A 22,484-nucleotide genomic window follows, 5' to 3' on the forward strand; every position below is an offset into this window, starting at 1 on the left:
GCAGAAAGTGTCGAGGAGCCAGATGTCCTATGCCAAGCAGTTTACTGCCCTAGATGACCTGCTAAGTAGCAGCCGCGCACTGTGGCAGGTTAAGGCCTTCGAGGCGGCTGCCTTGCCCTGGCAGGATGAGTTTCCAAGACTCGTCGAGCTGCTCTGGCAGCTTGATGACGAAGAACTCGATAGTCTGGATAGTGACAGCATAGCGCTGCACGCGCGTCTCGCGCCCGCACTCGAGGCGGATCTCGCCGCTAGGGGCATAATCTGGCCCTTGTCTTTACTTAAAACCCTCGCCGCAGGGCTCGCGCCTTCTGATCTAGCACATGCAGACTTCGCAGAGCAGAGTGTCGATGAGGCCCGTGCGGGGCTGTCCGAGAGTGAACTTGGGCATTTCAGCGCCCACATCAAGGGGCGTAAGTGGCAACAGATCCTCGCCTTTGCCGCGAGAGTTACCCCTGGTGATGATGAGATCTTAGAGTGGTGCGCCGGTAAGGGGCACCTGGGGCGTTTGCTCGCCAAGGGACAGTCACGCACCGTTGTGAGTCTCGAGTGGCAGCAGGGGTTGTGTGAGGCTGGTTCGCAGTTTGCCCACCAGTGGCAATTGCCCCAGCGTTTTGTCTGCGGCGATGCCCTGTCAGAATCTGCTCAACAGCTGCTTAAACGCGAGCAGCAGGCGGTCGCCCTGCATGCCTGCGGCGAGTTGCATCTCAGTTTGCTGCGCGGCGCGGCCAAGGCGAGAACCCGCGCCTTAGCGGTGGCGCCCTGTTGTTATCACCTGATAAGTGACAGTCACTACCAGCCGCTGTCGACTCTTGCTCAGAAGAGCCAGCTGTTGCTCAGTAGACACGATCTGCAGCTGCCGCTGCAACGCTCGGTTATCGCCAATGCTAAGGCGCGGGCGCTGCGTCTTAAAGAGGTGGCCTGGCGCCTTGGGTTCGATAGCCTGCAACGGGATGTGACCGGCAGCTCACACTACCTGCCGATACCGGCGGTGAAGCAGAGCCAACTGAGCGGTAGCTTCAGGGAATTTTGTGCCTGGGCAGCAGAGCAGAAACAGGTCAAACTGCCCGAGCAGTGGGACGAGGAGCATTATTTAGATAAAGGGTTCGAGCGCCAGTGCCTGACCCGGCGCATCGATCTGGCTGCGCACCTGTTTCGTGAGGCCTTAGAGCTCTGGCTGCTGCTCGACAGAGTCTGTTTCCTGCAGGAGCAGGGCTATGAGGTGAGTCTCGGCGCCTTTTGCGATCTTGAGGTGACGCCGAGAAACGGATTGATCTTGGCTCGCCTGTCAAGCTGTTCATTGCCAGAATAGAGTTTGCCAGATTAGCGACTGTCAGACTCACACCCGCAAGATTGGTGCTTGTCTAATTAGTACTGCCAGAGTCGCTTTTTTAGCCACTTAACGGGCCTAATATCGGCAGATAAGCTTTTCAGGCAATTAGCTCTGAGTTATGAAACCAGCGGACGCTGTCATAAATTTGCCGATTGATGTCGAAAAAAGCCGCCCTATGGCGGTTTTTTATTGAATCATTCGCCGTTTCTTGCTCAAATGGCGGGTTAACACTGAAAGATAAAAATTGGCCGAATAAGTGCCGATATAATGAGCGAAACAGAACGGTTTCATGAAATATTCTCGCGTTTTTATAAATAGTCTGGCCTATGAGCTGGCACCTGAAGTGGTTTCGACTTCAGAGTTAGAGTCTCGATTAGCTCCCTTGTATCAAAAATTCAGGATCCCTATGGGGCAGCTCGCCGCATTGACAGGGATCCACGAGCGTCGCTGGTGGCCGAAAGGGCATAGATTGTCCGATGGCGCCCTGGCGGCGGCCCACAAGTCTATCGAGGAGACCGGGATAGATGTGGCCGATCTCGGCGCCGTGATCTATACCGGCGTCTGCCGCGATCAGCACGAGCCGGCGACCGCCTGTCGTATCGCCGCCGAGCTTGGGGTGTCTAAGGATACTGCCATCTATGACATCAGCAACGCCTGTTTGGGTGTGTTGTCCGGCATTCTGGATATCGCTAACCGCATCGAGCTGGGTCAGATCAAGGCCGGCCTGGTGGTTTCCTGCGAGTCGGCGCGTCATATCGTGGATATCACCATAGATAACATGCTGGCCGAGCCCACGATGCAGAATTATGCCCAGTCGCTGGCGACCCTGACCGGTGGCTCTGGAGCCGTGGCTGTGCTGCTTACCGATGGTAGCCTGCCGCTTAAGAGTGAGCGTCAGCATCAGCTGCTTGGGGCGAGTCACCTTTCGGCGCCCGAACATCATAATCTCTGTCAATGGGGATTACAGGAAGCGGGCACCCAGCTATACCGCGAGTTTATGCGCACCGACGGTGTGGCCCTGCTGAAAGAAGGGGTCGAGCTGGCTCGCCATACCTGGGCGCATTTTCTCGAGCAGCGTAACTGGCTGGTGGAGCAGGTCGATAAGGTGATCTGTCATCAGGTGGGGGCATCAAACCGTAAGCAGGTGCTGAGCGCGCTCAATATCCCTCAGGAGAAAGAGTTCCCTACCTATCAGCTACTTGGCAACATGGGCACAGTCTCGCTGCCTGTGACGGCAGCTATGGCTCACGATCAAGGTTTCCTGCGCAAGGGCGATCAGGTCAGTTTCCTCGGCATAGGCAGTGGCCTCAACTGCATGATGCTCGGACTCAAGTGGTAGAGCGCCCTTCATCTTCTTACTGAAAGCACTGCATAGGGGCGACGCCGAGGGGCGGCGCCCACTTAACGCATAATCATAACAGGTACCCCCATGCTCGATTCGTTATTTCCTTTTAAACGCAATTACTTAGATCGTAATGGTCACAAGTTGCAATATGTGAATGAAGGCCAGGGTGAGCCCGTGGTCATGGTGCATGGCAACCCGAGCTGGTCTTTCTATTATCGCAATCTGGTGACGGCGTTGAGCCCTAATCATCAGTGCATAGTGCCGGATCATATCGGCTGCGGTCTGTCGGATAAACCAGACGATGCCGGTTACGACTATACCCTGAAGAATCGTATCGACGATCTGGAAGCCTTGCTGGATCACCTTGAGGTGAAAGAGAAGATCACCCTGATCGTTCACGACTGGGGCGGCATGATAGGCATGGGCTATGCGGCCCGTCATCCCGATCGGATCAAGAAAATCGTGGTGCTCAACACTGGCGCCTTTCATCTGCCAGAAGCTAAGCCGTTTCCTTGGGCGCTGTGGATCTGTCGTAACACCCTACTGGGCACAGTATTAGTGCGCGGTTTTAACGCTTTCTCCTCTATCGCCTCCTATGTAGGGGTGAAGCGCGCGCCTATGCCAAAGGCGATACGCGAGGCCTATGTGGCGCCCTTTAACTCTTGGGCGAATCGTATCTCGACCCTGCGCTTCGTACAGGATATTCCGCTCAAGCCCGGCGATCGCAACTATGAACTGGTGAGTGAGATCAGTGAAAAGCTGAGCCAGTTTAACCAACTGCCTATGATGATCTGCTGGGGACTCAAAGACTTTGTATTCGACAAACACTTCCTCGATGAGTGGAAGCGTCGATTCCCCGAGGCGGAGGTGCATGAGTTTGCCGACTGTGGTCACTATATCCTGGAAGATGCCAGCGATGAGGTGGTCGCCCAGGTGCAGCAATTTATGGCACGTTAACTCACGCATTAACGTAAAAACGGTCACGCATTAACGTAAAAAAAGGGTAAGGCGGATGTCAGAGACGATTCAAGTCGGCGCCAATTTGTGTCGTCATCTCAACCGGGCGGCCAAAGAGGCCCCTAATGAGCTGGCGGTGGCGGTACAAAAGGCCAGTGGCGTCTTTAGTAAACAGCTTGAGTACCAAGAGCTGAATTTTGCAAAGCTCGATGCCATGAGCGACATCCTAGCCCACGGCCTGTATGCCTATGGCATCAAACGCGGCGCCAAGGCGGTGTTGATGGTGACGCCGAGCCTGGAGTTTTTTGCCTTAACCTTCGCCCTGTTTAAGGCTGGGATAGTCCCTATCTTGGTGGATCCAGGCATGGGGGTGAAAAACCTCAAGCAGTGTTTTCAAGAGGCCGAGCCCGATGCCTTTATCGGGATCCCCAAGGCCCACCTGGCCAGACGCCTGTTCGGTTGGGGCAAGTCAAGCCTGACTCACCTGGTGACCGTCGGCGGCAGCAAGCTGTGGGGCGGTGCGAGCCTGGAGCAGCTTAAGCAACTGGGGCAAGGCAAGGGGCCTTTCTCTATGGCTCAGCTCGATTGTGACGAGATGTGCGCCATCTTGTTTACCAGTGGCAGCACAGGAACCCCTAAGGGCGTGGTCTATTCCCATCGCATGTTCGAGGCGCAGATCAGCGCACTCAAGCACGATTATCAGATAGCGCCCGGCGAGCGGGATCTCGCCACCTTCCCGCTGTTTTCCCTGTTTGGCCCGGCGCTGGGCATGGCCTCGATCGTGCCTGATATGGACGCCAGCAAGCCGATCACCGCCAATCCAGATTACATCTTTGCGGCCATCGAGCGTTATGCCTGCACTAACATGTTTGTCAATCCGGCGCTTATCGAGCGTTTGGGGCAGGCGGGCACTTCACGGGAGCAAAAGGTAAAACTTGGCAGCCTGAAACGGGTGATCTCGGCGGGCGCCCCGGCGACCATAGCGTCTATTAAGCGTTTCAGTGAGATGCTAACGAGTGATGCACCGGTGCTTAACTCCTACGGGGCCACCGAGTCGCTGCCGCTCAGCATGATAACCAGTCACGAGCTGTTTGATACTACCGAAGTTACAGACAATGGCGGCGGCATCTGTGTCGGCAAGCCGATAGACGGCGTCAGCATGCATATCATAGAGATAGATGAGGCCGAGATCCCAACTTGGTCGGCGGATCTCTGCCTGCCGAGAGAGCAGATAGGCGAGATAGTGGTACAGGGCCCCATGGTGAGTGCCAGCTATTATCGGCGCGATAAGGCCACGGCCCAGGCGAAGATCTTCGATGGCGAGGGTCAGCATTATCACCGCATGGGGGATCTGGGTTATCTCGATAATCAGGGACGCCTGTGGATGTGCGGTCGTAAAGCCCACAGGGTGGATTGCATGCTTGATGATCAGCCGCGGCGTTATTTCTCTATCCCCTGCGAGCGTATCTACAACACCCACAGCGACATCAAGCGTTCCGCCTTGGTGGGCATAGAGGTGAAAGGGGAGATGCAGCCCTTAATTTGTCTCGAGTTGGAGCAGGGGCTGAGCTGTAGCAACGCCGCCGCGCTTTATACCGAGCTTAGGCTGCTGGGCGAGGCCCATAGCCAGACGCAGGGGATCACCCGCTTTCTGATCCATCCGGGCTTTCCCGTCGATATTCGCCATAACGCTAAGATCTTCAGAGAGAAGCTGGCGGTGTGGGCGCAGTCCACCTACAAGGAGTGATCGTCCGTGAGCATCACCAAGCATTCCAATCACACAGACAACGTAAATCTGCTTCCTGAAGAGCTTGAGGCGTTAACTCAGCTGGCGGGTCTTAGCCGCCATGCCTTGGTAACCGGCGCCGGCGGCTTTCTGGGTAAGGCGATTTGTCAGCGACTCATAGCGGCGGGCATCGCCGTGACAGGCTTTGCCAGGGGGCATTATCCCGAGCTCGAGGCCATGGGCGTTAACATGGTGAGCGGCGATATCTGCGATCTTGAGGCTGTGACAGACGCCATGGCGGGCTGCGACCTGGTGTTTCATGTGGCCTCTAAGGCCGGGGTGTGGGGCAGCAAGGAGAGCTATTTTGCCCCTAACGTGCTGGGCTGTGACAACCTGCTTAAGGCCGCTGTCGCCCACGGTATCGACAGTTTCGTCTATACCAGTACCCCAAGCGTGACCTTTGCCGGTGAGGATGAATCTGGCATAGATGAAAGTGCCCCCTATGCCAGTCGTTTCCTTAACTATTATGGTGAGTCCAAGGCGATCGCCGAGCAGAGAGTGACGGCCGCAAACGGCACATCTCTACCTGGGTCTTCTACGGAAAACAGGCTAAATACAGTATCCTTGAGGCCCCATCTCATCTGGGGGCCGGAAGATCCTCACCTGGTGCCCAGGGTCATCGCCCGCGCCCGAGCCGGTAAGCTCAAGTTGGTGGGTAAGGCCGATAAGCTGGTGGATACCATCTATGTCGGCAACGCGGCCTACGCCCATATTTTGGCGGCGTTGACCCTCAAGCAAAACCCGCAGCGGTGCGCCGGAAAGTGTTACTTTTTGAGTAACGATGAGCCGATCACCATGGCGGCCATGCTCAACAAGATCTTGGCCTGTGCCGAGCTGCCCAAGGTCGAGCAGCGGGTACCCGCCAGCGTCGCCTATCTGGCCGGGGCCCTGTTAGAAGGGGTCTACGGCCTGCTGGGCAAACGTGAGGAGCCCATCATGACACGCTTCGTGGCCAGACAGCTCTCTACCAGTCACTATTTCGACATCTCTGCGGCCAAGTGCGACCTTAACTATCGCCCCTTGGTATCGATCGATGAGGGGATGGTGCAGTTAAGCGACTGGCTGAAGCGGGAAAAAGTATAAGATTAAGATAGGCGAGATACGGCAGCCTGATCAGGATGCTGCCTCCTGCATGGCGGCAATCATCACCTTGGCAATCTCATCGTAATAGCATGACCAGGCCTGCTCGATAGCCGGGCTGGATGCGTCTCGCAGGCAATCCTGAATCGACAGCAACAAGGCGGCGCGCACCACCTCAAATTGGCTAATATTGACGCCATAATCCAGATGCTTTCGTCCCAGCTCCTCTAGCTTAGGCTTGACCTCATTAAACTGATGCACCTTGGCGACGGCCGTGGTGATGAGCTCGTTGAAATGATACTCGAATACCGGCCGCTCGCTCTGGAACATGGGACGGATCAAGGGCGCCATGGCGAACAGGCAATCGTAGAAGTGCGAAGCGAAGTTACTGTTTTGCCGATTGATCTCGGCAAAGGATTTTTGAATAAGCTGTTTTTGCTCGTCGGTGAGAGGCATAGCTTTCCCGGTTTTCTGAGTTGAGCCTGTCGAGTGCGATTCGCTGGAGCGCCAATCAGCGCGCTGAGACTTAAGCGAATCAGTGCGCCTTGGCTAACTATAGCTCAGCGGGAGTTCAAGGGCGCAATCTTGCGCCCGCAATAAAGAATAGGAGCTGGATTATCCGTGGCTGATAAAGCCCGCCTCATCGCCGCTCGATGCTTTCGCCTCCGCCCCCGCGATGGCGGCGACCTCGAGCATCGCCTGGGTTAGGCGGCTAAGCTGCGGCGCGCTAATGGTGTAAGGTGGCATGATATAGATATAGCTCGAGAAGGGGCGCACCCAGACGCCGCGATCCACAAAGGCCTGTTGCAATGCTGCGGTATTTACGCTGCGGGTCATCTCAATCACGCCAACGGCGCCCAAACAGCGCACCGCTTTTACTCCCTCGATTGAACTGGCCGGCGCTAACTCCTGTTTCATCTGCTGCTCGATGGCGGCTACCTGCTCGGGCCACTGGTGTTGATTGATCAGATCCAGACTGGCGCTGGCGGCGGCGCAGGCCAGCGGGTTACCCATGAAGGTGGGGCCATGCATGAATACGCCGGAGGGGGAGTCGCTGATCCCTAAGGCCACCTCGTCGCTGCACAGGGTGGCAGCCAGCGAGATATAACCGCCGGTGAGAGCCTTACCCAGGCATAGAATATCCGCCTCAATACCTGCATGCTGGTAGGCAAACAGCTTGCCGGTGCGGCCAAAGCCTGTGGCTATCTCATCTAAGATCAACAACACCTCGTAGCGATCGCACAGCGCACGCAGCCCTTTCAGATAGTCGGCGCTGTAGAAATGCATGGCGCCGGCGCCCTGCATGATAGGCTCTATGATAACCGCCGCTATCGATTGGTGATGGGCTTCAAGCAGCGACGCCATCGCCTCGAGATCGTCTGCGATCAGGGTTTCGCCGAAGGGGGTCTTGGGGGCGGGGGCAAACAGCTGCTGAGTCACCGCCTCGCCAAACATGGTGTGCATGCCGCCTTCTGGGTCACACACACTCATCGCCGCAAAAGTATCGCCATGGTAGCCATGCTTTACCGTGAGTATCCGCTGCTTGCTTGGCGCGCCGCGTCCCTGCCAATATTGCAGCGCCATCTTCATCGCCACCTCGACGGCAATCGAGCCCGAATCGGCCAGAAACACCTTGGTAAGATTCTCGCTGGTCATGGCAAGCAGCTTCTTGCTCACCGCGATGGCGCTGGGATGGGTGATGCCGCCAAACATCACATGGCTGAGGGTCGATAACTGTTTCTGCATCGCCTCCAGAATATAGGGGTGGCCGTAACCGTGTACACAGGCCCACCAGGAACTGGTGCCATCGATTAGGCGTCTGCCATCTTCCAAGATCAACTCGCACCCCTCGGCCGACACCACTCCATAGGCAGGAAGGGCCTGGGTCATGGAGGTGTAGGGGTGCCAGATGTGTTGTTGGTCGAATTGGTGGTCGATCTGGGTCGTCGCAGACATAAAAAATCCTGATTATTTTTTAACCGCTAGTAAACCGGTTTAACTGGTTGGCGTTGACAGATTAAGGCCTAAGGGTATGCTAAGCAAGATAAATGTCGCCGGAAATCAAGCATTCCGGCTCAAAATAGCAACTTGAAGGTTGGTAATCAATGTCCGAATTAGCCTTACGTCACGATTGGCAACGTGATGAAATTGAAGCACTTTTTGCGCTACCTATGAATGACCTACTGTTTAAGGCCCATAGCATTCATCGCCAGCATTTCGACCCTAACGAGGTGCAGATCTCACGCCTTCTGTCGATCAAGACTGGCGCCTGCCCAGAGGATTGCAAGTACTGTCCTCAGAGTGCCCGCTACGATACCGGCCTTGAGAAAGAGCGACTGATCGAGATTGAGAAGGTGCTGACCGAGGCCCGCGCCGCCAAGGCCGCCGGGGCGTCACGCTTCTGCATGGGCGCCGCCTGGCGTAATCCCCATGAGCGCGATATGCCCTATCTGAAGGATATGGTCAGCGAAGTGAAAGCCATGGGCATGGAGACCTGCATGACCCTGGGAATGCTCAGCGAATCCCAGGCAAAAGATCTGGCTGACGCAGGACTGGATTACTACAACCACAACCTGGATACCTCGCCAGAATACTATGGCGATATCATCACCACACGTACCTATCAGGACAGGCTCAACACTCTGGATAACGTGCGCGCCGCCGGCATGAAGGTGTGCTCGGGCGGTATCGTCGGCATGGGTGAGCAGGCGAGCGATCGTGCCGGGCTGCTGCAGCAGCTGGCCAACATGGCCAAGCATCCCGAGTCTGTGCCCATCAATATGTTGGTGAAGGTTGCCGGTACCCCATTTGAAAACTTAGACGATCTGGATCCGCTAGAATTTGTGCGTACCATAGCCGTGGCGCGTATCGTGATGCCATTGTCACGGGTCCGCCTGTCGGCAGGGCGCGAGAAGATGACGGATGAGCTACAGGCCATGTGTTTCTTTGCCGGCGCCAACTCTATCTTTTACGGCTGTAAATTGTTGACCACGAGTAATCCGGAAGAGAATGAAGATATGACGCTGTTTAAGCGCCTTGGGCTTCATCCCGAGCAGGGCAAGGCGGGCACGGTCGAAGAGGACAAAGCGGTATTTGCCAAGGCGCAGGCCGTTAAAGATAAGGCCTCTCAGCCTTTCTACGATGCGGCGGCGCTCTAAGTTGCTCAGTAATTAAATCCATATGACTCGGCTCCAGCAGAAAATCGATGACCAGATGCAGCGCGCGGAACAAAGCGGGCTGCTCAGGCATCGTCAGCAACTGACTCAGTCGGTTGGCGGTGCTAACCGTTTAGTGCATCAGGGAAGCATTAAGCATAACTTTGCCAGCAATGATTATCTGGGCCTGAGTCAATCGCCTGAGCTTATCGAGGCGTTAGGTGAGGGGGCGAGATTATACGGCGTCGGCAGCGGCGCCTCGCCCCTGGTCACAGGTTATAGCGATGCCCATGCGGCGCTCGAGCAGGCACTGTGCGAGGCTACCGGCCATGAGGCGGCCTTGCTCTTTAGCAGCGGCTTTAGCGCCAATTCAGCCTTGATGAAAACGCTGCTGGACAAGGAGAGTGTGGTGGTGGCCGATAAGCTGATCCACGCCTCCCTGATCGACGGCCTGCTGGAAAGCGGCGCCCAGTTAAAACGCTTTGCCCATAACGATTTTGGTGCGGCCAAGCGACTGGTGGAAAAGCATCAGCCGCTAGCGGTGGTGACAGAGAGCGTCTTCAGCATGGATGGCGATCTGGCGCCCATAGATGAGCTCTACGAGCTTGCACAGGCAAATGATGCCTGGTTGATCGTCGATGATGCCCATGGCTTCGGCGTCCTGCCAATGGGCGGGCACAACAAGGTCGATGCCAGCTGCTGTGATATTCAAATCGTTACCTTCGGTAAGGCCCTTGGCTGTCAAGGCGCGGCGATTTTAGGCTCAAATACTTGTATCGATTTTCTGGTGGCCCATGCCAGGGACTATATCTATTCCACCGCCCTGTCGCCAGCCAGTGCCCATGTGGCTCTCAAGGCGGTGAAGTTGATTAAAAGCGGTGAGCGCAGAGACAAGCTGGCACAGGTGATCCTGGCATTTCAACAGGCTGCCAAGGCGAGGGGGCTTACGCTGCTTGGCAGTCAGACCCCGATACAGCCGCTGGTGGTGGGGGATATCGATAAGCTTGCCAAGGTCGATCGTGAACTAAAGGCCAAGGGTTTCTGGGTGGGAGCGATTCGGCCACCGACCGTGCCTCAGGGCAGCGCCAGGCTCAGGATCACCTTAAATGTGAATCATACCCAGGCAGAGCTCGAAGCCCTGGCCGATCAGTTGCAGCAAGCCTTGCAAGATTAAGTGGTACAGGCTTAGAAAGTGATTTATTTTTCCAGAGGAAGTCTGATTCTGTGTGTAGTGAATTAGCCAAAGATGTGCCCACTGATATGTCGAGCAAGATGCCAAGCCTAATACCCAGTTCATTGCCAAGCCTAATTCCCAGTTCAGTGTCAAGCGAAGTGCAGAGTGGGCAGGGTAAAGACTGTATGAAAGAGGCGATTGGTGCAGACAAAATAGCGCGCCAGTTCTCCCAGGCGGCTAAGCACTATCAGGAGCATGACAAGGTGCAGCGTCTCAGCGCGCAGAGGCTGAGGGCCAAAGTGGCGCCCGTCGGACACCTGTTAGATATCGGTTGTGGTCCAGGTACAGATTTTTCTGCGGCGCCAGGTCTTAATGAGGTGCTGGGGCTGGATATTGCCCCCGGCATGCTATCGCAAATGCGCGCAAGTTTTCCTAGCTACAAGGCGCTGTGCGGCGATGCCCAGGCGTTGCCCCTTGTCGATGCCAGCATAGACACCCTCTACTCAAACCTAGCGCTACAGTGGTGCAGCGATATCAAGACGGCCATAGGTGAGCTTGCCAGGGTGCTTAAGCCCGGCGGTCAATGCCACCTCGCCATCGTCGTCGATGGCAGTCTTTCTGAACTCGACGCGCTCGGGCTAAGGGTTAATGCCTTCGAGCAAGCCCAGACGCTGCTTGATGGCTTTAGTGATTCCCATTGGCAAATTGAGCACCAATCGGTAGAACCGCTGCGGGTGCATTTCGACGATCTTAAGACGCTGCTCTATTCCATCAAGGGGGTTGGCGCCTCTGCCGCCATGGGCAGCGATGTCTCTCAAGGCTCAGATGGCAATCAAGACTCAGATGAAACTCTGGGCTCAAATGGAACAGAGGGCTCAGTGAGTAAGCCGCTACCTAGGCTTCGTGGGCGTCAGGATTGGTTGGCCCTCTGTGAGCGCGCCGAGGCTCAGCGGCAGCCAGAGGGACTTCCTTTGACCTATCAAATCTTATTTATTCATGCGAGCCGCAGAGGCTAGTTAAGGAAAGGGTTCATGCGTTATTTCATCGCCGGCACAGATACCGACAGCGGTAAGACCCTGGTGGCTTCCTCTCTTCTGTATCTGGCGAGCAAGCAGGGTAGCACCTTAGGGGTAAAACCCATCGCCTCGGGTTGCGAGCCGACCTCAGAGGGGCTGAGAAACAGCGACGCCCTCGCATTGATGGCTCAGTCCAATGTGAAGCTTGCCTATGAAAGAGTGAACCCCTTTGCTTTTAAGCCTGCCATCGCGCCGCATATCGCCGCCAAGCAGGTAGGCGTGATTCTTAATGCCGATCTGGTCACGGCTCAACTTGAGACATTGCCATTCGATGAGGTGGATTTTGCCTTGGTAGAGGGGGCGGGAGGCTGGCGTCTGCCGCTTAACCATGCGCTTCGCGTTCAGGGTAAGCTCAATCCACAGGCCTTTCTGTCCACCGTGGCAATCGATCTGCAGCTGCCGGTGATCTTGGTGGTCGGGGTTAAGCTGGGTTGCCTCAACCACGCGCTGCTGACTCAAGAGGCGATTCAGGCCGATGGGGTAAAGATAGCTGGCTGGGTGGCAAACTGCGTCGATCCAGAGATGCAGGTGACAGACGAAAACCTCTCGGCGCTTACTGCCTTGATGGACGCCCCATGTCTCGGGGTCATCCCACATCTTACTGAATGTTCTAGCCAAAACGCGGCGCAATACTTAGATCTTACCAAGCTGGTACCAGCTCAAGGTTAGCCAACTCTCGCATCAATAGCGCCTGTTGAATGAGAGCCTTTGATTAACAAAACGCCACTCTCTGATTGCTGGAGTAATTATTAATAAAGATTAACGGCTTATCCCGCCAAAGCCGATAAATTTAAGATTGGCTTAATATAGGGCTTCTAGACTCCACGCCAAGGTCTACACTTTTTGGCGTGGCTGCGCACTCAATCGTACCCACCAAAAATATTTTTACGTTCAACCCTTGAACTCTGACTTATCGGACATATTATGTCGTTAAGAGAGGCTGATGACACATAGGGTGTCTCATACAGGGCTTATAGGAGCTTACATGAAGCGTATTTTCTTATTGATCGCGACAAACATGGCAATCTTGCTAGTCGCTTCAATTGTGATGTCTATTTTAGGGGTTAACACCTCGACCATGGGCGGACTATTGGTCTTTGCTGCCATTTTCGGTTTCGGCGGCGCCTTTATCAGCTTAGCGATCTCTAAGTGGATGGCGAAGAAGACCATGGGCTGTGAAGTGATCACCACACCGCGCGACAACATGGAGCGTTGGTTGGTCGATACCGTTGCGCGTCAGGCTGAGCAGGCGGGCATCAAGATGCCTGAGGTGGCCATTTACCAGTCACCCGAGCTGAACGCCTTTGCCACAGGCCCCAGCAAGGACAACTCGCTGGTCGCCGTCAGTAGCGGACTGCTTTACGGCATGACGCAAGATGAGATCGAAGGCGTATTGGCCCACGAGGTGAGCCATGTGGCCAACGGTGACATGGTGACTCTGACCCTTATTCAAGGCGTGGTTAACACCTTCGTGATCTTTGCGGCCCGCGTGGTGGCTAGCATAATCAATAACTTCGTTGCCAGCAACGACGAAGAGGGCGAAGGCCTGGGCATGTTTGCCTACATGGCAGTGGTCTTCGTGTTGGATATGCTGTTTGGTATCCTGGCGTCTATGATAGTGGCTTACTTCTCACGTGTTCGTGAGTTCAAGGCTGATGCCGGCGGTGCTCAGTTGGCAGGCAAGCATAAGATGATTGCGGCGCTCGACAGATTGCGTCAAGGCCCAGAAACCGGTGCCATGCCGGCACAGATGGCTGCCTTCGGTATCAATGGTAAGAAGTCGATGGCCGAACTGATGATGAGCCATCCACCACTTGAAAAGCGTATCGAAGCACTGCGCGCACAATAATCGATAGTCGATTGATAAAACGGGAGCCTAGGCTCCCGTTTTTTGTATCTTTTCTTTGCAAATACGATTTTTGTTTTTCTGGGTGGCAATGATAAATGCTCATTTGCATAGCAGTAGTGTGATGCAGATCATGTTTATCTGTGAGTATGAGGCTTGCGGCATAGATATTTGATTAAGTGCACATTTTTAAGCAGTTGCTATTGTTAGTATGCCCGCAAGAGAAATTTGCCTATTTGCAAAACCTTAGCTATTTTAAGCTAAGTTGTGCAATTAGGAATAAGGCACGATGGGATATAACAACTACACCCACATCGCCAAACATAAGAGAGGAAATTATCGTGAGCAATAAAATTCTAAGTGCGTTATTTGGTGCTGGTTTGGCGGCGCTAGCCTTGTCTCCAGCGGCAATGGCTGAGCCTCAAGAACTTGCAGAGATGCATGCTGAGATGGAAGGCTGTGAAGCGTGTCACGCCAATGGTGAACCATCTGCCGATGGTGCTCACGAATTTGAGCAGTGCCAAAGCTGTCACGGTACGCTAGCCGAGATGGACGCAGTGCATAAGCCACACGACGGTAATCTGATGTGCGCCGACTGTCACGCGCCACACGATTCAAACGTGGGCGATCGCCCAGCCTGTGATAGCTGCCACGACGATGGCCGTACCGCAGACTCTGTATTGAAGAAATAAGATTTTCATTACAGGATAATCGACAAACACCGGCAGCTTGCCGGTGTTTTTGTATCTGCCATCGGCAACTTTATCTCTGTTCTATTACTCGTGACTGGAATATTAGCCAGATCTGCGAGTTCAACTCTCCATTTATCATTAATCGATTCCATTAGCCCATGCCAACGGTGCACAGTTTCTGCCAAAAGGCGGGTGGCTGATAAGCCTTCACTAGCCTGCGGGCTTTATCACCGCCCTCATCTCTAGATCCAATTTTGTTCGATTTTCCATTAGTAGAAAAGTATTAGTCTTGTGTCCTGAATAGATACTTTGTCTAGCGGGACTTCATACTCTTTGTGGACGTAAGTCCTTCGTCTTAGATAGATAATCTTGGCCATAAAAACAGATAGGTGCGCCATGGATGGAAACAAAATTGATGCAAGCAGTCTTTAAGGCCGGGCATTTTGCCTGGCGCCGGGCAATCAGCCGATTGTTCTTGTTAGCGATGCTTTTTGCTGGCTTGCCTGTGTGGGCAGATGATCTCAGTAGTCTTGATGAGTTGGCTCAGGGGGATAATGCTAGCATCATGCAGCTTGGGGATGCGCTGCAGGCCGACATCACCCAAAGTGGCGAGGCGAACCGCGCCTTGTTTACCCAATCTGGGGTGGCCAACAGCGCCGAGCTGCTGCAACAAGGGATCGGCAATCAGGCGTATCTGCTGCAGCAAGGGGAGGCGATAGAGGCCAGCCTGTTGCAGGTGGGGGTCAACAACAGCCTGATCGCCAGTCAACTTGGGACAAACCTGTCTCTGGTAGCTGAGCAGCGGGGCAGCGATAACCAGGCCTATGTGCAACAGAGCGGTTATGACAATGAGGTCAGCATCTATCAAAATGGTTCGGGTCATGGGGTGATTGTGACCCAGTGGGGGAATGCACAGCGGGCAAGTGTGACTCAGGGGTATCGTTAGGGAAGGTGCCAACAAGTCGTCACAAAGCCCCGCAGGACGAGGCTTACAGCGGTATTTGCTGCGTTACAGTTCTTGCGAAAGACTAGGGCCACTCGCTGCAAACTGTGCCTTGCATCTATCCACTTTAAGCACACGCAGAGCAAGCACGGGACTTATTCGCACCTTCCTTAGCAGTAAGACGGTGAAAGATAAGGTGAAGGGATCTCACCTCAAACAGATATTCTGGTAGGGCTTGATAAAATTGGCGCAATTAAGATGTTATTTTTAATTCTATAGTTGTTATTATATGTGTCGGTTTAATGGAATACGCTTATAACTAGCGACATGGAGTGAGCAGGATGTTCAAAGTGATAAATTGGGTAGTGGTATCGCGATCGCAACTGTTGATTGATCTGTTGGAGACGCGTTGGCCCCAGGAGTTTCTGGTTAAACTGGCTAAGGTCACCCCCGAGAGTGTTGAAGTGACTATGAGTGAAGGGAATTACTCTTTGGTCGTTATCGATCTCGCCACCATAGATGTGCAGCGTGCCTACCAGGTACAAAAGCAGATCGAGAAGCGCCACAGCGCCCGCGTGGTATTCTTGCACTACCCGAAACAGATAGATGCAAGATTCTTAATTTCCCCCATTACCGCCGCCGTCTTTTATGGCGATGCTTCCCTTGAGCAAATAGGCAAGGCCTTAGCCAATGTGCTACGCGGCCAGACGGTGATCCCCCATGCTTTGCTGTCGGCTTCTGCGGATCAGGAGCAGCTTGACGGCGCCGATAACCTGACGATTCGCGAGCGAGAGGTGCTGCAGGCATTACTCTCGGGTAGCACCAACGTGGATATCGCCAATCAGTTGTTTGTCAGCGAGAGCACCATCAAGACGCATCTCTATCGTGTGTTTAGAAAGATTGGTGTCTCAAGTCGTGGACAGGCGATTGCCTGGGCACAGACTCATCTGCATGAGGTTCAGCAGTGAAATACCTGGGCCGCTTGCTCCTGTTAGCGGCCTTTTCGGCTCCTGTTTATTGTCAGGGGGCCGATGTCGACGAGGGCAGTAAATTGGCAGCGCAGAGCACGAGTGACGCGCCGCCCAGGTTGGAGTCTGATCTCATCGATGGACTGATCCTCAACCGCGCGATGACTCGCGTCGGACACAGGTTTTACCGTGAATTTGTCGCCGCCTATCGAGATATAGGTGGCATGACGGAGCACGGTGGATTCCCATTCATATCTTATGTCGGATAGCTATCCTGTTTAGCTTACATGCCAGTAAAGCGTAGTTTCGGGGTGTTAAAGTTAATCAATGCCAGAGCTGCTTGAGTCGAAACTGAGTTATACCTCGAAATTGGCTGTGAGTCGCTATGGCATCGGCCATCAAAAGTGTCATGTATATTGATTGGCTATGGTAGTAAGGATGGTGCGTATAATTTAGCCGTTCAGTCCAGTGCTACATAAATAGTGGATAGAAGTGCATCTTGATGCAATGGGGTGAGCAAAAGTTAATCAGAGTTTAATTGGCTTCGCATTTAAGACTTATTTCTGAAATGTTGTGCGTACGACATTTTGACTGTGCTCTCCCCTTGTTGTTAAAAACTTATCATTTCATGGTTATTTTGACTAATCATATATATTTTAATCAAATATGGGATATTTTTGCCTCTGGCTATTTAGAGGAAGCACATTTTTGTGTAGAATTCGTCAAGTTTTTGACTTGCTGAATAGGTACGATGAAGAAGTTAGCATTGTTAGTAGTGTTAGCGCCGCTTTATGCACATGGAATGGCGCCTTTTGGGCTTGATTGGGGGGAGGATGTCAGCCAGTATGGCGAGGTCAAACGCCAGGGAGATGAACTCAGGGTGGAAACCCATGTATTACCTAAGTCTTTGTCTCTAGCCAAGGATTATGTGCTCTATGCCGACAAGCAACATGGGCTGTTAAAAGTCATCATGACAAGCAGAAATTATGGCTTGTATGATGATGACTATAAAGAAGATTTTAATTTTATTAAGCAATCGCTAGTCGATACCGGCTATCAAACAACAGAGTTCATTGGCAGTGAGATGAGCTCCTATAAATGTGTGTTGCAGGGGAGCTGCTTCGGCAAGCGCTGGTATGGCTTTACCGACGATGGCACCAATGTGGCGCTAGAGCAGGTGGCCAAGACCCGCCACGATGCCTATCTAAAGCTGACTTTCAAGGCGCCCAAATTACTGCAGATCGAAGCGGAGCGCGAGGATCTCAAGCAGCTCAAGCAGCAAGATCAATTGAACAGCGATAGATTAGCATTCGATTAAATAGTCGCTAACATCGATGGGGTGAGCGCCCGTGTTCAGCGCAGTGCTGCCAATCACGCTTCCTACTTTCATTGCGCCCACTTTTCATAGTGCCCACTAGTCATAGGGCCCACTTGGTTATTCAGGTGGGCTCTTTCATTCTCTAAGCTAAAAAATCATCACTCGCTGATTGAGTTAACTCCTTTATTTATATGATGGATCACAAACAGCTTATTTGTGAGTATACTGACAGGATTAACGACATATCGAGGATAGTGCAATGGCCGAAGAGACCATTTTCAGTAGAATAATTAGACGCGAAATTCCCGCCGACATCCTGTACCAAGATGAACTGGTCACCGCCTTTCGTGACATTCAGCCCAAGGCGCCAACTCATATTCTGATCATCCCCAATCACCTGATCCCGACTGTTAACGATGTCAAGGCATCGGATGAGAAGGCCCTGGGTCGTATGATGACGGTAGCGGCCAAGCTGGCCGATGAAGCCGGCATCGCAGAGGATGGGTATCGTCTCATCATGAACTGCAACAAGCATGGCGGTCAGGAAGTCTTCCATATCCATATGCACCTGTTAGGCGGTGATTTCCTGGGGCCGCTAGTGTCGCGTTAATCCCAGACTATTCTTGGACTGTGTAGAGTAATGAAGACAAACCCTGATTTTTTCCCGCTGACAGACTTGGCGACCCGCTTCGTCGGTCAGCTAGTGCAGTGTCGCCGACTTGGGCTCAGTGTGCTCGAAGCCAGCGAGCAGCATGTGCTGATCGAGCTGCCCTATAGCAGTGAGCTTATCGGTTATCCAGACACAGGCGTGATACATGGCGGGGTGATCACCACCCTGATGGACACCGCCTGCGGCACAGCCGTGGTCTGCAACATCTTCGATAAGTACAAGTCGCTGGAGTTGTCGCCGACGCTGGATCTGCGGGTCGACTACATGAAACCCGCCGAGCCCAACAAGAGCGTCTATGGGTTCGCCGAGTGTTACAAGCTCTCCTCGAGCGTGGCCTTTACCCGCGCCATCGCCTATCAGGATTCTATCGACGATCCTATCGCCCATGCGGTGGGTTCTTTCATGCGTATCAGCCCTGAGATGGTGGGCGACGCCTTCAGACAGGCTCTGATGGGAGAGGGAAAATGACCATGGTCACACCAGAAGCCAATCAGGCATTAAACGTTAAAGATATCGTTAAGAAGGCGACAGAACTCAACGATTTCGGTCACCTGTTGGCGCATGTTCCTTATGCTAAGTTTATTGGCATGCAGGTGGCGCGCTTCGGCGACGAGCTGGTGTTTCAGCTACCGAAGAAAGATGAAAATATCGGTAACCCAACCCTGCCGGCCATTCATGGCGGGGTGATAGCGGGATTTATGGAGATGTCGGCGATCGTGCAGCTGATGGTGTTTATGCAGACCACCAAGGTGCCAAAAATCGTCGATTTCTCTATCGATTACTTAAGGGCGGGCCATCACAGAGATAGCTTCGCCGAGTGTAAGATCACCCGTCAGGGGCGCCGCGTGGCGAACGTAAACATCAACTGTTGGCAAACCAACCGAAAGGCCTTGATTGCTACCGCCCGCGCCCATTTTCTGATTGAATAGATGTTAAGGTGTCGCATAAGGAGAATAGTGATGAACAAAGGATTAGTGTTAGGCTGCTTGTTGCTGGGACTGAGCGCCTGTGCGCCCCATACCGGCGGCATCATGACCAGCTCCACCGGTGAGGTGCGGGTAGATAATGGCTCCTTCCACTCAGACGTGGATGTCAGCGCGGTGACCACCCAAGCCGAGGCGGGTTTCCTGCGGGCGCGCGGCACTATCATCAGTAAGTCACCAAAGGATCAGCGCCTGCAATATAAGTTCACCTGGTATGATGTCAATGGCGCGACGGTAGAGGATGAGGGGGTGAGTTGGAAGTCCCTTAAGCTGCACGGCAAGCAGCAGATGCAGGTGACGGCGCTGTCCCCAAATGCCACCGCGGTGCGTTGTGAACTCTATGTGCGCGAGGCCATTTCCAATTAAAAATTGCTTTCAGGAATGAGTCGAGCGAATGATTTGATGAAAACGTCAGCAATGCTGGCGTTTTTTTATGGATCACGCGCAAATATTGCGTTAAATATGTCAACTCTTTGTATGAGTCATGTATAATCGGCCTCGCCAAGGGGTGTTAACGCCAAGCCATAGCTTAGCGATTGACTGAGATGTCCGCAGGACGAACCCTTAGAACCTGATCCGGCTAATACCGGCGTAGGAATGGGCCACATCACTAGATTTTACACAATCTGTCTGTGCATTCTTTCTCGCTTTCTTAAGTGCCGGATCTCAATATTGATTTGAGGTCCTATGTTTACATTAAAATCTTATTCACCCATCGCCCTTGCCGTTGCGGCGGCGTTAACTCATACCAGCCTGATGGCGAGCGATACGCCGCCAGCCAACGACGAGATGGAAGTGATAGTCGTCACCTCCGATTTTCGCCAGTCTAGCCTAGACAAGATGCCCTCTAGCATCAGCGTCATAGATCAACAGCAGATCGAGGACGAGGGCGCCCAGCACTTTGAAGACGTACTCAACGGCATTGCCAATTTCAACTGGTCTGGCGGCAGCTCGCGGGCGAAATATTTCCAGATCCGCGGTGTGGGCGAGCAGGAGGAGTATCAGGGTGCACCTAACTCTTCGGTTGGCTACATCATAGACGACATCGACATGTCGGGCCTTGGGATGATCTCCAGCATGTATGACCTGCAGCAGGTCGAGGTGCTTCGCGGGCCACAGGGCACGCGCTATGGTGCCAATGCCTTAGCCGGTCTCATCTACCTTAAGAGTAACGATCCTACCTCGGTATTCGAGCATGGCGCCGAGCTGCAACTGGGTGACGATAACCTGCGCACCTATAGCGGCTTCAGCTCTGGCCCATTGAGTGATTCGGGCAAGCTCTTGTACCGCGTATCGCTGCAGCAACATGAACAGAACGGCTATCGCGACAACCTTTACCTGGGCCGAGATGATACCAACGGCAGAGATGAATTTACCGGCCGCATCAAGCTGCGTTGGTATGCCACAGACGATCTGGTGGCCGATCTCAGCCTGATGCACGCCGACTTTAACAACGGCTACGATGCCTGGACATTGGACAACAATGGTTTCGATACCCTCACAGATGAGCCGGGTGTCGACAAGCAGCGCACCACGGGTGGCTCGCTTAAGTTGACTTACTCAGGCGCCGACAGCTTCGAGCTGGTCTCACTAAGCTCAGTGGCCCAGAGTGATACTCATCACGGCTACGACGGTGACTGGGCGAACCCAGAGTTTTGGGCGGCCCGCAGCTGCGAGGGTGAGCCTTGTCAATACGACTACACCTGGAACAAGCTGGGTGACAGAACCACGCTGTCTCAGGAGTTTCGTCTGAGCTCCACCGAGGCGGGGCGTATCTTCGATGGCAGCACCGATTGGTTGGTGGGTGTCTATGGTCTGAGACTCACAGAAGACAACGACACACTCGAAGTCTATAACGGCTGGGAAGACAGACTGCTGGCCGAATATGAAGCGACTAACTTGGCAGTTTTCGCGCAGTTAGACAGCGACTTAGGCAATGGCTACGCGTTGTCAGTGGGTGCCCGTCTGGAGCGCCGCGAGAGCGATTACAGCGACTCGGACAAGGATGCCTTCGATCCCTCTGAGAACATGTGGGGCGGTCATATTGCCCTGAGCAAGACCCTGAGTCCAGGCCAACAGGCCTATGCCCGTATCGCCCGTGGCTATAAGGCGGGTGGCTTTAACATGTCACTGCCAGTTTCCCTTAGCGATAAGAAGGAGTTCCAGGCCGAGACTCTGTACAACTATGAGCTGGGCCTCAAGTCAGAGTGGCTAGATGGCGACGCGACCACACACTTCTCGCTGTTTTACATGGACAGACGCGATCAACAGGTCTCAGCCTCACAGCAAAACCCTGACGAGCCACAGAAGTTCATCCTCTACGTCGAAAATGCCGGTAGCTCACACAACTATGGCGCCGAGCTGGAAGCCAACTGGTATGCCACTGATAACCTTAAGTTATACGGCACGCTAGGCTGGCTAGAGACCGCCTACGGCGATTACGCCTACCAGGATAAATACGGTGGGTTGGTGGATCTCACTGGCCGCGAGCTGGCTCACTCACCTAATCTTACCTATAGCGCGGGCGCGACCTATCGTAGCGATCTGGGCTGGTTTGCCAATCTGACTACCAGTGGTAAGAGCGAGTTCTACTACTCAGACAGCAACGACTCTAAGTCAGAGCCCTATACTATCTTCAATGCCCGTGTCGGCTACGAGACAGAGACCTGGTCGGCTTACCTTTGGGGACGCAACCTGTTTGATGAGAAGTATGGCGTGCGCGGCTTCTATTTCGGTAACGAGCCGGATAACGGCTGGGCCGATAAGCAATATATCCGTTATGGCGACCCTCGCCAGCTGGGGGTCACTGTCAACGTCAAGTTCATGTAATTGGCACTTTGCCATTGCTAATCTTTGTAGGGGCGGGCAGGGCTCGCCCTCTTTAAGGAGTTAAGATGAAATTAACCGCTGAAATCAGCATGTATCCCCTCAAGGATAACTATATCGATCCCATCAAATGGTTTATCGGACGGGTTGACACTTACCCCAACATAGAGCGCCGTACCAATGCCATGGCCACTCAGGTGTGTGGTGAGTATGGCGAGGTAATGCAGATGTTGGCCACCGAGATGGAGGCCGCCCACGAGAAGTGGGGCAAGGCGGTGTTCGTGGTCAAGTTTATCGGCGGTGAGCTGGACCTGTCCCATCAGGAATAAGGCCAA

The 22,484-nt window shown here is 53.7% G+C and carries 23 protein-coding genes and 1 riboswitch; of the genes, 21 read left to right on the forward strand and 2 right to left on the reverse strand.

All coding sequences use genetic code 11. The features are described from left to right. Positions 1–22: 22 nt before the first annotated feature. The 5 genes from K0J45_RS08670 (at position 23) to oleD (ending at position 6,501) form a co-directional block, all read left to right on the forward strand. Positions 23–1,309, forward strand: a complete 1,287-nt coding sequence (locus K0J45_RS08670; protein WP_220044990.1) for a methyltransferase — start codon at positions 23–25, stop codon at positions 1,307–1,309. 310 nt (positions 1,310–1,619) lie between these two features. After that, entirely contained in the window at positions 1,620–2,669 is a 1,050-nt protein-coding gene (locus tag K0J45_RS08675; protein WP_011865512.1) for a 3-oxoacyl-ACP synthase III, read from the forward strand. A gap of 90 nt (positions 2,670–2,759) precedes the next feature. Beyond that, complete coding sequence (locus K0J45_RS08680; protein WP_220044991.1) at positions 2,760–3,632, forward strand: alpha/beta fold hydrolase; 873 nt, start codon at positions 2,760–2,762, stop codon at positions 3,630–3,632. 55 nt (positions 3,633–3,687) lie between these two features. Continuing rightward, complete coding sequence (gene oleC, locus K0J45_RS08685) at positions 3,688–5,379, forward strand: olefin beta-lactone synthetase (RefSeq protein WP_220044992.1); 1,692 nt, start codon at positions 3,688–3,690, stop codon at positions 5,377–5,379. Between the two features lie 6 nt (positions 5,380–5,385). Beyond that, positions 5,386–6,501, forward strand: coding sequence for a 2-alkyl-3-oxoalkanoate reductase (oleD, locus tag K0J45_RS08690; protein WP_220044993.1), 1,116 nt, complete (start codon positions 5,386–5,388; stop codon positions 6,499–6,501). A 30-nt stretch (positions 6,502–6,531) separates the two neighbouring features. Here oleD and K0J45_RS08695 read toward each other — a convergent pair whose 3' ends face one another. Further along, positions 6,532–6,954, reverse strand: a complete 423-nt coding sequence (locus K0J45_RS08695; RefSeq protein ID WP_011865516.1) for a globin domain-containing protein — start codon at positions 6,952–6,954, stop codon at positions 6,532–6,534. Between the two features lie 159 nt (positions 6,955–7,113). Further along, on the reverse strand, positions 7,114–8,454 hold the full coding sequence (gene bioA, locus K0J45_RS08700) for an adenosylmethionine--8-amino-7-oxononanoate transaminase (protein ID WP_220044994.1): 1,341 nt from the start codon (positions 8,452–8,454) through the stop codon (positions 7,114–7,116). A gap of 149 nt (positions 8,455–8,603) precedes the next feature. Between bioA and bioB the strand changes: the two genes are divergently transcribed. From bioB to K0J45_RS08780, 16 genes are all read left to right on the forward strand, one after another. Then, a complete protein-coding gene (bioB, locus tag K0J45_RS08705; protein WP_011865518.1) occupies positions 8,604–9,656 on the forward strand; it encodes a biotin synthase BioB in 1,053 nt (350 codons plus the stop codon). A 22-nt stretch (positions 9,657–9,678) separates the two neighbouring features. Continuing rightward, positions 9,679–10,827, forward strand: a complete 1,149-nt coding sequence (locus tag K0J45_RS08710) for an 8-amino-7-oxononanoate synthase (RefSeq protein WP_220044995.1) — start codon at positions 9,679–9,681, stop codon at positions 10,825–10,827. A 185-nt stretch (positions 10,828–11,012) separates the two neighbouring features. Further along, entirely contained in the window at positions 11,013–11,843 is an 831-nt protein-coding gene (locus K0J45_RS08715; RefSeq protein WP_220044996.1) for a methyltransferase domain-containing protein, read from the forward strand. 15 nt (positions 11,844–11,858) lie between these two features. Then, positions 11,859–12,572, forward strand: a complete 714-nt coding sequence (gene bioD / locus K0J45_RS08720; RefSeq protein WP_220044997.1) for a dethiobiotin synthase — start codon at positions 11,859–11,861, stop codon at positions 12,570–12,572. A gap of 316 nt (positions 12,573–12,888) precedes the next feature. Then, positions 12,889–13,752, forward strand: coding sequence for a protease HtpX (htpX, locus tag K0J45_RS08725; protein WP_220044998.1), 864 nt, complete (start codon positions 12,889–12,891; stop codon positions 13,750–13,752). Positions 13,753–14,090: 338 nt separating this feature from the next. Beyond that, the gene (gene cctA / locus K0J45_RS08730) at positions 14,091–14,441 is read left to right on the forward strand and encodes a tetraheme c-type cytochrome CctA (protein ID WP_011865523.1); all 351 of its coding nucleotides are present in this window, start codon (positions 14,091–14,093) and stop codon (positions 14,439–14,441) included. A gap of 415 nt (positions 14,442–14,856) precedes the next feature. Beyond that, a complete protein-coding gene (locus K0J45_RS08735; protein ID WP_258406799.1) occupies positions 14,857–15,387 on the forward strand; it encodes a curlin in 531 nt (176 codons plus the stop codon). A 338-nt stretch (positions 15,388–15,725) separates the two neighbouring features. Beyond that, the gene (locus K0J45_RS08740) at positions 15,726–16,352 is read left to right on the forward strand and encodes a LuxR C-terminal-related transcriptional regulator (RefSeq protein WP_220044999.1); all 627 of its coding nucleotides are present in this window, start codon (positions 15,726–15,728) and stop codon (positions 16,350–16,352) included. Continuing rightward, complete coding sequence (locus K0J45_RS08745; protein ID WP_258406800.1) at positions 16,349–16,621, forward strand: curli production assembly/transport protein CsgE; 273 nt, start codon at positions 16,349–16,351, stop codon at positions 16,619–16,621. The genes K0J45_RS08740 and K0J45_RS08745 overlap by 4 nt, the downstream gene beginning before the upstream one ends. 497 nt (positions 16,622–17,118) lie before the next feature. Then, positions 17,119–17,670 carry a hypothetical protein gene (locus tag K0J45_RS08750; RefSeq protein WP_220045000.1) on the forward strand — a complete coding sequence of 184 codons (552 nt, stop codon included), beginning with the start codon at positions 17,119–17,121 and terminating at the stop codon, positions 17,668–17,670. A gap of 259 nt (positions 17,671–17,929) precedes the next feature. Further along, positions 17,930–18,280, forward strand: a complete 351-nt coding sequence (gene hinT, locus K0J45_RS08755) for a purine nucleoside phosphoramidase (protein ID WP_220045001.1) — start codon at positions 17,930–17,932, stop codon at positions 18,278–18,280. Between the two features lie 30 nt (positions 18,281–18,310). Further along, a complete protein-coding gene (locus K0J45_RS08760; protein WP_011865531.1) occupies positions 18,311–18,808 on the forward strand; it encodes a PaaI family thioesterase in 498 nt (165 codons plus the stop codon). Beyond that, positions 18,805–19,269: a PaaI family thioesterase gene (locus K0J45_RS08765; protein ID WP_011865532.1), complete on the forward strand. Its 465-nt coding sequence runs from the start codon at positions 18,805–18,807 to the stop codon at positions 19,267–19,269. The genes K0J45_RS08760 and K0J45_RS08765 overlap by 4 nt, the downstream gene beginning before the upstream one ends. 30 nt (positions 19,270–19,299) lie before the next feature. Next, on the forward strand, positions 19,300–19,689 hold the full coding sequence (locus tag K0J45_RS08770; RefSeq protein ID WP_220045002.1) for a YcfL family putative periplasmic lipoprotein: 390 nt from the start codon (positions 19,300–19,302) through the stop codon (positions 19,687–19,689). Between the two features lie 128 nt (positions 19,690–19,817). After that, positions 19,818–19,938, forward strand: a riboswitch (TPP riboswitch). A gap of 72 nt (positions 19,939–20,010) precedes the next feature. After that, positions 20,011–22,152, forward strand: a complete 2,142-nt coding sequence (locus tag K0J45_RS08775) for a TonB-dependent receptor (RefSeq protein WP_220045003.1) — start codon at positions 20,011–20,013, stop codon at positions 22,150–22,152. A gap of 65 nt (positions 22,153–22,217) precedes the next feature. Next, positions 22,218–22,478 (forward strand): hypothetical protein, encoded by a 261-nt coding sequence (locus K0J45_RS08780; protein WP_220045004.1) that lies wholly within the window; start codon positions 22,218–22,220, stop codon positions 22,476–22,478. The last annotated feature ends 6 nt before the right edge of the window (positions 22,479–22,484 follow it).

It is taken from the genome of Shewanella alkalitolerans, assembly GCF_019457575.1.
In the GTDB taxonomy this organism is placed as follows: Bacteria; Pseudomonadota; Gammaproteobacteria; order Enterobacterales; family Shewanellaceae; genus Shewanella; species Shewanella loihica.

Bases quoted from the DNA above. Each gene is read 5' to 3' on its own strand.
- K0J45_RS08670 (WP_220044990.1), top strand. From the start codon at position 23: ATGTCCTATGCCAAGCAGTTTACTGCCCTAGATGACCTGCTAAGTAGC.
- K0J45_RS08675 (WP_011865512.1), top strand. From the start codon at position 1,620: ATGAAATATTCTCGCGTTTTTATAAATAGTCTGGCCTATGAGCTGGCA.
- K0J45_RS08680 (WP_220044991.1), top strand. From the start codon at position 2,760: ATGCTCGATTCGTTATTTCCTTTTAAACGCAATTACTTAGATCGTAAT.
- oleC (WP_220044992.1), top strand. From the start codon at position 3,688: ATGTCAGAGACGATTCAAGTCGGCGCCAATTTGTGTCGTCATCTCAAC.
- K0J45_RS08695 (WP_011865516.1), bottom strand. From the start codon at position 6,954: ATGCCTCTCACCGACGAGCAAAAACAGCTTATTCAAAAATCCTTTGCC.
- bioA (WP_220044994.1), bottom strand. From the start codon at position 8,454: ATGTCTGCGACGACCCAGATCGACCACCAATTCGACCAACAACACATC.
- bioB (WP_011865518.1), top strand. From the start codon at position 8,604: ATGTCCGAATTAGCCTTACGTCACGATTGGCAACGTGATGAAATTGAA.
- K0J45_RS08710 (WP_220044995.1), top strand. From the start codon at position 9,679: ATGACTCGGCTCCAGCAGAAAATCGATGACCAGATGCAGCGCGCGGAA.
- K0J45_RS08715 (WP_220044996.1), top strand. From the start codon at position 11,013: ATGAAAGAGGCGATTGGTGCAGACAAAATAGCGCGCCAGTTCTCCCAG.
- bioD (WP_220044997.1), top strand. From the start codon at position 11,859: ATGCGTTATTTCATCGCCGGCACAGATACCGACAGCGGTAAGACCCTG.
- htpX (WP_220044998.1), top strand. From the start codon at position 12,889: ATGAAGCGTATTTTCTTATTGATCGCGACAAACATGGCAATCTTGCTA.
- K0J45_RS08735 (WP_258406799.1), top strand. From the start codon at position 14,857: ATGCAAGCAGTCTTTAAGGCCGGGCATTTTGCCTGGCGCCGGGCAATC.
- K0J45_RS08740 (WP_220044999.1), top strand. From the start codon at position 15,726: ATGTTCAAAGTGATAAATTGGGTAGTGGTATCGCGATCGCAACTGTTG.
- hinT (WP_220045001.1), top strand. From the start codon at position 17,930: ATGGCCGAAGAGACCATTTTCAGTAGAATAATTAGACGCGAAATTCCC.
- K0J45_RS08760 (WP_011865531.1), top strand. From the start codon at position 18,311: ATGAAGACAAACCCTGATTTTTTCCCGCTGACAGACTTGGCGACCCGC.
- K0J45_RS08765 (WP_011865532.1), top strand. From the start codon at position 18,805: ATGACCATGGTCACACCAGAAGCCAATCAGGCATTAAACGTTAAAGAT.
- K0J45_RS08770 (WP_220045002.1), top strand. From the start codon at position 19,300: ATGAACAAAGGATTAGTGTTAGGCTGCTTGTTGCTGGGACTGAGCGCC.
- K0J45_RS08775 (WP_220045003.1), top strand. From the start codon at position 20,011: ATGTTTACATTAAAATCTTATTCACCCATCGCCCTTGCCGTTGCGGCG.
- K0J45_RS08780 (WP_220045004.1), top strand. From the start codon at position 22,218: ATGAAATTAACCGCTGAAATCAGCATGTATCCCCTCAAGGATAACTAT.